This window comes from Micromonospora sp. ATCC 39149 (genome assembly GCF_000158815.1).
Classification (GTDB): domain Bacteria; phylum Actinomycetota; class Actinomycetes; order Mycobacteriales; family Micromonosporaceae; genus Micromonospora.
Genome location: NZ_GG657738.1, coordinates 5154409 through 5165734, shown reverse-complemented (window position 1 = coordinate 5165734; position 11326 = coordinate 5154409). Strand labels below are relative to the sequence as shown.

The following is an 11326-nucleotide window of genomic DNA, read 5'->3' as shown; positions in this document are numbered from 1 at the left end:
GCACGTCCGACGGGATGCCGTCGAGCTTGGTGTCGAGCTGGAGCGCGGTGACGAAGTCCCGGGTGCCGGCGACCTTGAAGTCCATGTCGCCGAACGCGTCCTCGGCGCCGAGGATGTCGGTCAGCGTCACGTACTGGGTCTTGCCGTCGACCTCGTCGGAGATGAGGCCCATGGCGATGCCGGCGACCGGCGCCTTCAGCGGCACACCCGCCGAGAGCAGGCCCAGGGTCGAGGCGCAGACCGAGCCCATCGAGGTGGAGCCGTTGGAGCCGAGCGCCTCCGAGACCTGCCGGATGGCGTACGGGAACTCCTCGCGCGCCGGCAGCACCGGGATCAGCGCCCGCTCGGCCAGCGCGCCGTGGCCGATCTCGCGCCGCTTCGGCGAGCCGACCCGGCCGGTCTCACCGGTCGAGTACGGCGGGAAGTTGTAGTTGTGCATGTAGCGCTTGGACTTCTCCGGGGAGAGGGTGTCCAGCGACTGCTCCATGCGCAGCATGTTGAGCGTGGTGACGCCCAGGATCTGGGTCTCGCCGCGCTCGAACAGCGCCGAGCCGTGCACCCGGGGCAGCACGCCGACCTCGGCGCTCAGCGGGCGGATGTCCCGGGGCCCCCGGCCGTCGATGCGGACCTGCTCGCGCAGCACCCGGTTACGGACCTCGGACTTCGTCAGCGACCGGAAGGCGGCGGACAGCTCCTTCTCCCGGCCCTCGAAGCGACCACCCAGCTCCTCGGCGACCCGGGCCTTGATCCGGTCCAGGGCCCCCTCGCGGTCGGCCTTGCCGGCGATCTTCAGGGCCTCGGCGACCTCGACGCGGACCAGGCCGGCCACCGCGTCGTACGCGTCGGGCTGGTAGTCGAGGAAGACCGGGAACTCGGCGACCGGCTTGGCGGCCACCTCGGCCAGCACGCTCTGCGCCCGGCACAGCTCGCGGATGGCCGGCTTGGCGGCCTCCAGGCCGCTGGCGACGACCTCCTCGGTCGGGGCCGGGGCGCCATCGGCGACCAGCTTGACGGTGTGCTCGGTGGCCTCGGCCTCGACCATCATGATCGCGACGTCGCCGTCGGCGAGGGCGCGGCCGGCCACGACCATGTCGAAGGTGGCCCGGGCCAGCTCCTCGTGGGTCGGGAAGGCCACCCACTGGCCGTCGACGTGCGCCATCCGGGTCGCCCCGATCGGGCCGGAGAACGGCAGGCCGGAGAGCTTGGTCGACATCGACGCGGCGTTGATCGCGACCACGTCGTACGGGTGCTGCGGGTCGAGCGCGAGGATCGTCTCGACGACCTGGACCTCGTTGCGCAGGCCCTTGACGAACGACGGGCGCAGCGGCCGGTCGATCAGGCGGCAGGTGAGGATCGCATCCTCGCTGGGGCGGCCCTCGCGGCGGAAGAACGAGCCGGGGATCCGGCCCGCGGCGTACATCCGCTCCTCGACGTCGACGGTGAGCGGGAAGAAGTCGAACTGCTCCTTCGGCTGCTTGCCGGCGGTGGTGGCGGACAGGACGACCGTCTCGCCGAGCTGGGCGACGACGGAGCCGGCGGCCTGACGGGCCAGCCGGCCGGTGGAGAAGGTGATCTCGCGGGTGCCGAAGGACCCGTTGTCGATCACGGCGGTACGGGACTCGGTGCCGAGGTTGTGCTCGGTCATGGTGCGGTGGTGCTCCTTCGCATCGGGGGGCCCGCGACGCGGGAGCTGCTCAGACGGCCGGTCTTCGATCGAAGCGCCCGGGGTGCCGGCGACTGCCGGGGCTCCCGGGGGCCACTACCGGAGACCGGTACGCTGACCGGCTCCCTGTCTGGTGGTCGCGCGGCCCCTGTTCTTTTCAGGTGGTGCTGGACGCCGATGCCAAACGGGCGTTCAGGTGGTGGACGCCGAACGGGGGAGCGACCCGGATGGGCCGCTCCCCCGTGACGTCACCGGCGCAGGCCGAGCCGCTCGATGAGCGACCGGTAGCGGCTGATGTCCTTCTTCTGGACGTAGTTGAGCAGCCGACGGCGACGGCCGACCAGCAGCAGCAGCCCACGACGGCTGTGGTGGTCGTGCTTGTGCACCTTCAGGTGCTCGGTGAGCTCGGCGATCCGCTTGGTGAGGACCGCGACCTGCACCTCCGGCGAACCGGTGTCACCCTCGGCGGTCGCGTACTCCGCGCGGATCTTGGCCTTGGCTTCCTGGTCGAGCGCCATGTTCTCCCTGTTTCGTGGGTTGTTCGATGATGCCCGTCGGATCGGTCAGGGGACCGGAGACGGACCGGCTCCTCGCGCCCGCGGCGTCGTGCAGGCACGCGAGGCCCCACGTCGGTAAGCCGACGTCCCCACCAGCCTACCAGCCCTCGGCGGAACCGCCCGCCAAGGCCGGAGCCGAGGCCCGATGTCGGCGCAGGCCGGGCCCCTCCCCGCCCGGGGCCGAGGCCCTCCCGCCCGGGGCCGGGGCGCGATGTGGGCGACATGGGCGGGGCCGAGGCCGCCCGACCGAAGCATCGGACCGGGGCCGCCCAGCCGCGGCGTCGGGTCAGGCGATTCCCAGGATCCGGCGAGCGAGCCCCACGTCCTGGTTCATCTGGGCGATCAGCGGCTCCACCCCGTCGAACCGCACCTGGCCGCGCAGGTGGGCGGCGAAGTCCAGGGCCACCCGCTCGCCGTACAGGTCTCCGGAGAAGTCCAGCACGTGCGCCTCGACCCGCCGTTCCCGGCCGGAGAACGTCGGATTGGTCCCCACCGAGATCGCGGCGGGCAGCCGCTCGCGGCCCTCCTTGCGCAGCAGCCAGCCGGCGTAGACACCGTCGGCGGGCACCGCCGCGTGCGGGTGGCAGAGCAGATTTGCCGTGGGGAAGCCCAGCTCCCGGCCGCGCTGGTCGCCCAGGACCACGACCCCCTCCAGGCGGTGCGGGCGGCCGAGCGCGGCGGCTGCCGCGGCGACGTCGCCGGAGTCGACGCGGGCCCGGATGTACGTGGACGAGAAGACGGTGCTGTCCTCCGCGACCAACGGCGCGTCCTCGACGGCGAAGCCGAACGTTTGGCCCAGCCTCTCCAGCAGCGCCACGTCGCCGGCCGCCCGGTGGCCGAACCGGAAGTTCTCCCCCACCACCACGAGGGTGGCGTGCAGGTGCTCGACCAGGATGTCGTGCACGAACGCCTCGGCGGGCAGCCGGGAGAACTCCGGGGTGAACGGCACCACGCAGAGCACGTCCACGCCCAGCGCCTCGACCAGCTCGGCCTTGCGGCCCAGCTCGGTGAGCACCGCCGGGTGCGACCCGGGGCGGACCACCTCGGCCGGATGCGGGTCGAAGGTCACCACCACCGACCGCACCCCCAGCTCACGGGCCCGGGCCACGGTGTGCCCGATCGTCGCCTGGTGGCCCCTGTGCACGCCGTCGAAGACGCCGATGGTGACGGCCGAACGGCCCCAACCATCAGGCGTGGCGTCGTACCCCCGCCACCGCTGCATGACGCTCCTCCCCTGTCGTTGCCTGCCGGCCTCGGCCGGTCGTACCCCGCCGGTCGCGGCCGACGGGCCTCCCCACCCCGCCGCTACGCCGGGGCGAGCACGATCTCCGCGCGGGCCCGGCCGTCCCGCTCGCTGACGATAGCGATCAGAGCGCCGTCGGGTCCGAAGACGGCGTACGGCCCGGCGATGCCGGCCGGATCGAGCGGGCCGCCGTGGGAGAGCACCTTCGCCTCGTCGGCGGTGGCCTCGCGGCGCGGGAAGAATCGGTCGGCCGCCACGTCGAGGGGCAGGTTCACCACCTCCGGCGCGCGCCGCTCCAGCTCGTCGAGGGTCGCGGCCTCGCCGAGGGCGAAACCACCGACGGCCGTACGGCGCAGCGCGGTGAGGTGACCGCCGACGGAGAGCGCCAGGCCCGCGTCCCGGGCCAGTGCCCGGATGTACGTGCCGGACGAGCAGGTCACGTCGATGTCCACGTCCACCAGACCGGGGGTCTCCCGACGGACGGCCAGCACGTCGAGGCGGCTGATGGTGACCCGGCGGGCGGGCAGGTCGACGCTCTCCCCCTCGCGCACCCGCTTGTACGCCCGCTCCCCGTTGATCTTGATCGCGCTGACCGCGCTTGGGACCTGGTCGATCTCGCCGGCGAAGGCGGCGAAGGCCGACCGGATCGCCTCGTCGGCGACCGCGTCGGCCGGCGTGGCGGAGATCACGTCCCCTTCGGCGTCGTCGGTGACGGTGGCCTGCCCGAACCGTACGGTGGCGGTGTAGCTCTTGCCGGCGCCGATGACGTACGTCAGCAGCCGGGTGGCCCGACCCACCCCGATCACCAGCACCCCCGTGGCCATCGGGTCGAGCGTGCCGCCGTGCCCGACCCGGCGGGTCCTGGCCAGGCGACGGATCCGCGCCACCACGTCGTGCGACGTCATGCCGCCGGGCTTGTCGACCACGATCAGACCGTCTGCGCTCACGACCGCCAAGCCTGCCAGACGGGTTCATGCCGTCCGTCACCGCACGGCACAATGCGGCGTACCGCTACTCGCTCTTACCCCGGGAGCCCCGTGGGGGCGCGCAGGCCGTTGACGAGCGCGGGCCCTCCTTACCCCCGCACCGCGCCGACGACCGCCCAGCCGCCGGAGCGCAGCCGCAGCAGCAGGGCCGCCAGCCGCAGCAGCACGAACAGGGTCAGCCCGGCCCAGATGCCGCCGAGGCCCAGGTCGAACGCGTACGCCAGCCAGATCGCCGGCAGGAACCCGCCGAACGCGGCGACGATCGTGAGGTTGCGCAGGTAGCGGACGTCCCCCGCACCGATCAGCACCCCGTCGAGGGCGAACACCACGCCGCCGATCGGCTGCAACGCCACCAGCCACGGCCAGGCGACCATGGCCTGCTCGCGTACCTGCGGATCGGAGCTGAACAGGCCGGGCACGAGGCCGGCCCCGACCGCGATGAGCCCCGCGAAGGCCACCCCGCAGACCGCGCCGAGCAGCGCCATCCGGCGGGCCAGGGCGCGCGCCCCGGCGGCGTCGCCGGCCCCGAGCGCCGCCCCGACCAGCGCCTGCGCGGCGATCGCGAGGGCGTCGAGCATCAGGGCGGTGAAGAACCACAGCTGTACGGCGATCTGGTGCGCGCCGACCGCCGCCGCCCCGAACCGGGCGGCCACGGCGGTGGCGGACAGGAAGCTGGCCTGGAAGGCGACGCCCCGGATCAGCAGGTCGCGGCTGAGCAGCAACTGCTGGCGGATCACCCGGGGCCGGGGGCGCAGCGCCACCCGCTCGCCGGCCAGGGCGGCGGCGAACAGGGCACCGGAGAGGGTCTGGGCCAGCGCGTTCGCCACCGCCGAGCCGGTCAGGCCCCCACCCGACCCGGATAGACCATCAGGACGCAGAGCAGCGCGGAGAGCAGGTTGGGGCCGAGCACGAACCACAGCGGCCGGCGGATGTCCTGTACGCCGCGCAGCCAGCCGTTGCCGGCGGCGGCGAGCAGCAGGCCGGGGGCACCCAGCGCGGCGACCCGCAGCCACCGTGCTGCCGCCTCGGCGACCTCCCCGGGGCCGGCGAGCGCCTCGGCCAGCGGGCCCGCGCCGACCTGCATCCCGGCCGCGACCAGCACCCCCACCCCGAGCGCGAGCCAGGACGCCTGCACCCCCTCGGCGACCGCGGCGGCCCGGTCGCCGGCACCGAAGCGGCGGGCGGCCCGCCCGGTGATCCCGTACGCCAGCACGGAACCCAGCCAGGCGATCAACGTCAGCACGGTGCCGGCTACGGCGAGCGCGGCCAGGGGCACCCGGCCCAGGTGACCGATCACCGCCGTGTCGACCAGCACGTAGAGCGGTTCGGCGGCGAGCACCACCAGGGCCGGCACGGTCAGCGCGGCGATCCGGCGCGGCGAGGCGACGGCGGTGGGCGCGGCGACGGCGGACTCAGTCATCGCCGCAATCCTGGCACGGCCCAGGTAAGGGCCGCAAGACGAGCTATTCCTTACCCTTGCGCCCGGGGCGCGGCAGCCAGGGCATGGGCAGTCAGGGGACGTGCCGGTCGAGCGGGACCGGGTGGGCGGTGATGCCGGCGGCGCGGGACGTCGGCGACATCACCGCCGGTCGGACTGGATCACTGGCGGGTGTCCATCGACGTCTGGAGCGCGCGGCGGGCCTGCTCGCGCGCCTCGTCGGTGTTCTCGGGCTTGGGCTTGCTCGGCATGGGGTTCCCCCTTCAGGGATGCGGGTCATGGGACGCGATGGCCCGACGGCCGGTCGTGCTGGACGCCCGACGGCGGTCCGGGGTCACCGGAGCTGCCGGTCTGGGCGGCGTGCGCCCGGGTCGGTCCGACCCTGGGGGAGGCAGCGTCGGGTGAGACGCCACCGCCTGCGGACCTGCGCCGCAGCCGCGGCGCCGATCGATTCCCAAGTTATCGTTCAGGTCCACATGCTGCCCGCTGTTCCCGCCATCTGGGCACGACGGAACCGCCCGCGGAAGCCGGTCGACAACCGTCAGCGGGCGAGGAAGTGCCAGCCGAGCCACCACCAGAAGCCGAACAGGCCGATCCTGCCGACGGGGACCGGGCCCACCTCGTACCGCATCACGTAGGCGCAGACCTCGGCCAACGACGGGATGCGCGAGCCCGGGCGACGGGCCGCCCACTCGACGGCGGCGAGGAGCGTCAGGGCGGTGAGGAAGCCGGCGATGGCAAGCGCGCGCATCATCGCCGCACCAACCCCCAGAACGCGGCCAGCCAGGCGAACCAGGCCGCGGAGCGGACCAGTTCGTCCTCCAGCAGTGGATCGGCCAGCCGGGAGAAGGTGGGAAACTCGTCGCCGGCGGCCAGGACGAAGGTGACCCCCTCGAAGACGCCGAACACGGCCGCCGGGAGCACCCACCAGACCGCGCCCGCGCCGAGCCGGCGCGGCGCGGGCCGGCGCGGCACCCGGTTGCCCAGGCCCAGCCAGATCAGTGCTCCCCCGGTGCCGAGGGTGTAGAGGTTCGCCGACGCGGAGAACGAGGGCAGCTGCCCGCCCACCAGGGAGAGGCAGACCAGCACCGGGACGGTTACCACGGGGCGGTCCCAGGCTCGGGGCTCCGCGACGGAGAGCTCGCTCGGGTGCTCCATCCCACGATTCTCCCCGCCGTCAACGAACGCGGGAAGACCGACGGCCCCCGCAGTCGCCCCTGATCTAACCCTCGACCAGGGCCTTGCCCAGCTCCGCGCGGATGCTCGCCACCACGTCCTCGGCCGTGCCCCGGCCGCTGAAGCCGGCCGCGAACCGGTGCCCGCCGCCGCCGAGGGCGACCGCGACCCGGCTGACGTCCACCGCGCCCTTGCTGCGCATCGAGACCGCCCACTCGTCGGAGCGGACCTGCTTGACCACGCAGCTCACATCCGCCTCGGCGGTGCATCGCACCGAGTCGATCAGCGCCTCCAGCACGTACGGCCGCTGGTCGTGGCGGGCCAAGTCGTCGAGCGTGGCGTACGTCCAGACCAGGCCGTTGCCCCCGGCCTCCGCCGGCTCCAGGTGGGCCCGGCACATCACCTCGCCGAAGAGCCGAACCGCGCCGAACGGCCGGGTGTCGAAGACCCGGCGGGAGATGTCTCCCGGGCGGATGCCGGTGGCCAGCAACCGGGCCGCCAGCTCGTGCACCGCCGGGGTGGTCGCCTCGAACCGGAACGACCCGGTGTCGGTGGTCAGGGCGACGTAGAGGCCCTCGGCGATCCCCGCGTCCAGTCGCACCCCGAGGCGGGCCAGCAACTCCTCGGCCACCACCGAGGTGGCGGCGGCCCGGGGGTCGACGAGGTTGATCCCACCGAACATGGTGTTCGAGGCGTGGTGGTCGAGCACCAGCGCGGTGCCGGCCGTCTCCAGCCGGTCGACCAGGTTGCCGAGCCGCGACTCGCTCGCCGCGTCGAAGCAGACGACCAGGTGCGGCGCGGGATACGCGTCCTGCTCACCGACCAGCAGGTCGAGCCCCGGCAGCGCGCGGAACGGCTCCGGCACCTCCGGCGGGCCGGGGAAGGTCGCCCGGAGCTGGCGTACGCCCAACTGGCGCAGCCCCAGCCCGAAGCCGAGCATGCTGCCCAGCGCGTCGCCGTCCGGGTTCACGTGGCAGATCAACTGGACCTGGGCGTCGGCCGGCAGGTCGCGCACCGCCGCCACGGCCGCCGCCCAGTCGGCCTCCCCTGGCCCGGTAGCGACCGCCCCGGCCGCCCGGCCGGTCACCGCCGGTCCGCGCCGCGCGGGGCGTCGGAGTCGGCGGCGTCGGAGCCCGCGACCTCGTCGTCCGCGTCGTCGTCGGAGTCGAGCCGGTACGGCTGAGCCTCGCCCGCGTACTTGGCCCGGGCGGCGAGGCGCTGCACCTCGGCGTCGGCGTGGCGGGCCGCCGCAAGCAGATCGTCGATCTGCTTGACCTGGTTCTGCACGTCGTCGAGGACGAAGGTCAGGCTCGGCGAGTGACGCAGCCCGAGGGCCTTGCCGACCGTGCTTCGCAGCATCCCCTTGGCGCTCTCCAGCGCCGCCGCCGTGCTGGACTGGGCCGCCGCGTCACCGAGGACGGTGTAGAACACCGTTGCGTCGCGCAGATCGGCGGTGATCCGGGCGTCGGTGATGGTGATCATGCCGAGCCGCGGGTCCTTGATCTGGCTCCGCACCACCGACGCGACCAGTTCGCGAATGCGCTCCGCGTGCCGGCGTACCTTGGCCGGATCCGTCATCTCGCCCACCTCCACGGCGTCGGACTCCCGGCCGGCCGGCGGCGCGGGGCACCACCGGATCCGACCGGCCAACAGTTCGAACATTACCTTCGCGATCGGGCCGACGCCGGTGCGGGCGGCACCGCCCGCACGGTCAGTCGTCGTCGCCGTACATGCGTCGGCGGACCGACAGCAACTCCGCCTCCGGGCGGCCCGCCACCAGGCGCTCGCAGGAGTCGAGCACCTCGCGCACGTGCGCGCCCTCCGCGGCCACCACGGCCACGGCTATCTCCGCCCGACCGTGCAGGTCGAGCGCCCCCACCTCGGCGACCGACACCTCGAAGCGGCGCAGCGCCGCCACGATCGGCCGGACGTAGGATCTCTTGGCTTTGAGCGACCGGGAGTCGCCCGGCAGCAGCAGGTCGAAGACTGCGATTCCGGTGAACATCGTCCCGGACGATACCCGCAGTGACCCCCGCATGATCAAGGGGTTTACGCCGTTTCGGGCGTAAACCCCTCGATCAGTGCGTCGGACGCGTCAGGCGCGCGGCTTCTCCCGCATCTCGAAGGTCTCGATGACGTCGCCGACCTGGACGTTGTTGTAACCGCCCAGCGTCAGACCACACTCGAAGCCCTCGCGGACCTCCGTCGCGTCGTCCTTGAACCGCTTGAGAGAGCTGATCGTGAGGTTGTCCGCCACGACCGACCCGTCCCGCAGCAGCCGCGCCTTGGCGTTGCGGCGAATGACACCCGACCGGACGATACAGCCGGAGATGTTGCCGACCTTGGACGAGCGGAACACGTCGCGGATCTCCGCACTGCCCAGCTCGACCTCCTCGTACTCCGGCTTGAGCAGCCCCTTGAGCGCGGCGTCGATCTCCTCGATGGCCTGGTAGATGACGGTGTAGTACCGGATCTCCACGCCCTCGCGGTCGGCGATCTCGCGGACCTTGTTGGCGGCCCGCACGTTGAAGCCGATGATCGTGACCGCCTCGGACGAGGCGCTCGCGAGCATGACATCGCTCTCGGTGATCGCGCCCACGCCCCGGTGGATGATCCGGAGCTGGACCTCCTCGGGGATGTCGAGGTTGAACAGGGCGTCCTCCAACGCCTCCACGGAACCGGAGACGTCGCCCTTGAGCACCAGGTTGAGCGAGGTCTTCTCGCCCTCCTTGAGCTGCTCCATGAGCGTTTCGAGGGTGGCCCGGCCACGGGAGTTGGCGAAGGACGCCGCCCGCCGCCGTGCCTGCCGCTGCTCGGCGATCTGGCGCACCGTACGGTCGTCGGCCGCCGCGAGGAAGGTGTCGCCCGCCCCGGGGACTGCGGTGAGACCGAGCACCAGCACCGGACGGGCCGGACCCGCCTCGGCGACCTGGTTGCCGTTCTCGTCGAGCATCGCCCGGACCCGGCCGTGCGCCCCGCCGGCGACGATCGAGTCGCCCGCCCGCAGGGTGCCCTTCTGCACCAGCACCGTCGCCACCGCGCCCCGACCCTTGTCCAGGTGGGCCTCGATGGCCACACCCTGCGCCGGCCCGTCGATCGGAGCGGTCAGCTCCAGCGACGCGTCGGCGGTGAGCAGGACCGCCTCCAGCAGTTCGTCGATGCCGATACCCGGCTTCGCGGCCACGTTGACGAACATCGTGTCGCCGCCGTACTCCTCGGCGACCAGCCCGTACTCGGTCAGCTGCTGGCGGACCTTGTCGGGGTTGGCCTCCGGCTTGTCGACCTTGTTGACCGCCACCACGATCGGCACGTCCGCCGCCTTGGCGTGGTTGAGCGCCTCGATGGTCTGCGGCATCACGCCGTCGTCGGCCGCCACCACCAGGACCACGATGTCCGTGACCTGGGCACCACGGGCACGCATGGCGGTGAACGCCTCGTGACCCGGGGTGTCGATGAAGGTGACCGCCCGGTCCTCGCCCTCGTGCGGGACGTGGACCTGGTAGGCGCCGATGTGCTGGGTGATGCCACCGGCCTCGCCGGCGACCACGTTCGCCTTGCGGATCGCGTCGAGCAGCTTGGTCTTACCGTGGTCGACGTGACCCATGACGGTCACCACCGGCGCACGGCTGACCAGGCGGTCCTCCGCGACCTCGGCGTCGAGGTCGATGTTGAACTGCGCGAGCAGCTCGCGGTCCTCGTCCTCCGGGCTGACGATCTGCACGTCGAAGCCGAGGTGCTCACCCAGCAGCAGCAGGGTTTCGTCGGAGCACGACTGGGTCGCGGTGACCATCTCGCCCAGGTTGAACATCTCCTGGACCAGCGAACCCGGGTTGGCGTTGATCTTGTCGGCGAAGTCCGACAGCGAGGCGCCACGGGAGAGCCGGACGACCTGACCCTGACCCCGGGGGGCACCCGAGCTCATGGTCGGGGCCGACAGGTTGTCGAACTCCTGTCTGCGCTGCTTCTTGGACTTGCGGCCACGGGTCGGCTTGCCACCCGGACGCCCGAAGGCACCCGCGGCGCCGCCGCCACGGCCACGACCGCCACCACCCGGACGACCGCCACCGCCGGCCGGTGCGCCCGGACGGAAACCGCCACCGGGAGCGCCGCCACCGCCGCCGCCGCCGGGACCGCCACGGAAGCCACCGCCACCGCCGCCGCCGGGACCGCCACGGAAGCCACCGCCACCGCCGCCGCCGCCGGGACCGCCACGGAAGCCACCGCCACCGCCGCCGGGACGACCGGCACCGCCGCCACCGCCGG

10 protein-coding genes and 1 pseudogene are annotated in these 11326 nt (G+C 73.1%); all 11 read right to left on the bottom strand.

What is annotated here, in order from left to right; all coding sequences use genetic code 11:
* The coding region (locus MCAG_RS22605; RefSeq protein WP_007075300.1) for a polyribonucleotide nucleotidyltransferase at window positions 1-1645 on the bottom strand (1645 nt) is incomplete at its 3' end.
* A 266-nt stretch (window positions 1646-1911) separates the two neighbouring features.
* Window positions 1912-2181: a 30S ribosomal protein S15 gene (rpsO, locus tag MCAG_RS22600; RefSeq protein ID WP_007075299.1), complete on the bottom strand. Its 270-nt coding sequence runs from the start codon at window positions 2179-2181 to the stop codon at window positions 1912-1914.
* 325 nt (window positions 2182-2506) lie between these two features.
* The gene (locus MCAG_RS22595; protein ID WP_007075298.1) at window positions 2507-3442 is read right to left on the bottom strand and encodes a bifunctional riboflavin kinase/FAD synthetase; all 936 of its coding nucleotides are present in this window, start codon (window positions 3440-3442) and stop codon (window positions 2507-2509) included.
* Window positions 3443-3525: 83 nt separating this feature from the next.
* Window positions 3526-4410: a tRNA pseudouridine(55) synthase TruB gene (truB, locus tag MCAG_RS22590; protein WP_036377831.1), complete on the bottom strand. Its 885-nt coding sequence runs from the start codon at window positions 4408-4410 to the stop codon at window positions 3526-3528.
* A 128-nt stretch (window positions 4411-4538) separates the two neighbouring features.
* A pseudogene (locus tag MCAG_RS22585) lies at window positions 4539-5869 on the bottom strand (MATE family efflux transporter).
* Between the two features lie 559 nt (window positions 5870-6428).
* Window positions 6429-6638 carry a DUF6186 family protein gene (locus MCAG_RS22580; protein ID WP_198141768.1) on the bottom strand — a complete coding sequence of 70 codons (210 nt, stop codon included), beginning with the start codon at window positions 6636-6638 and terminating at the stop codon, window positions 6429-6431.
* Window positions 6638-7045, bottom strand: a complete 408-nt coding sequence (locus MCAG_RS22575) for a hypothetical protein (protein ID WP_007075294.1) — start codon at window positions 7043-7045, stop codon at window positions 6638-6640. The genes MCAG_RS22580 and MCAG_RS22575 overlap by 1 nt, the downstream gene beginning before the upstream one ends.
* Window positions 7046-7109: 64 nt before the next feature.
* A complete protein-coding gene (locus MCAG_RS22570; RefSeq protein ID WP_007075293.1) occupies window positions 7110-8150 on the bottom strand; it encodes a bifunctional oligoribonuclease/PAP phosphatase NrnA in 1041 nt (346 codons plus the stop codon).
* Window positions 8147-8641 (bottom strand): 30S ribosome-binding factor RbfA, encoded by a 495-nt coding sequence (gene rbfA, locus MCAG_RS22565; protein WP_007075292.1) that lies wholly within the window; start codon window positions 8639-8641, stop codon window positions 8147-8149. Before rbfA ends, MCAG_RS22570 begins: the two co-directional genes overlap by 4 nt.
* 133 nt (window positions 8642-8774) lie before the next feature.
* Window positions 8775-9068: a DUF503 domain-containing protein gene (locus tag MCAG_RS22560; RefSeq protein ID WP_007075291.1), complete on the bottom strand. Its 294-nt coding sequence runs from the start codon at window positions 9066-9068 to the stop codon at window positions 8775-8777.
* A gap of 90 nt (window positions 9069-9158) precedes the next feature.
* The coding region (gene infB, locus MCAG_RS22555; RefSeq protein WP_083802335.1) for a translation initiation factor IF-2 at window positions 9159-11326 on the bottom strand (2168 nt) is incomplete at its 5' end.

Excerpts from the sequence above, each read along its gene's own strand:
- MCAG_RS22595 (WP_007075298.1), bottom strand. The coding sequence starts at position 3,442 with ATGCAGCGGTGGCGGGGGTACGACGCCACGCCTGATGGTTGGGGCCGT.
- rbfA (WP_007075292.1), bottom strand. The coding sequence starts at position 8,641 with ATGACGGATCCGGCCAAGGTACGCCGGCACGCGGAGCGCATTCGCGAA.
- MCAG_RS22560 (WP_007075291.1), bottom strand. The coding sequence starts at position 9,068 with ATGTTCACCGGAATCGCAGTCTTCGACCTGCTGCTGCCGGGCGACTCC.
- MCAG_RS22575 (WP_007075294.1), bottom strand. The coding sequence starts at position 7,045 with ATGGAGCACCCGAGCGAGCTCTCCGTCGCGGAGCCCCGAGCCTGGGAC.
- MCAG_RS22580 (WP_198141768.1), bottom strand. The coding sequence starts at position 6,638 with ATGCGCGCGCTTGCCATCGCCGGCTTCCTCACCGCCCTGACGCTCCTC.
- rpsO (WP_007075299.1), bottom strand. The coding sequence starts at position 2,181 with ATGGCGCTCGACCAGGAAGCCAAGGCCAAGATCCGCGCGGAGTACGCG.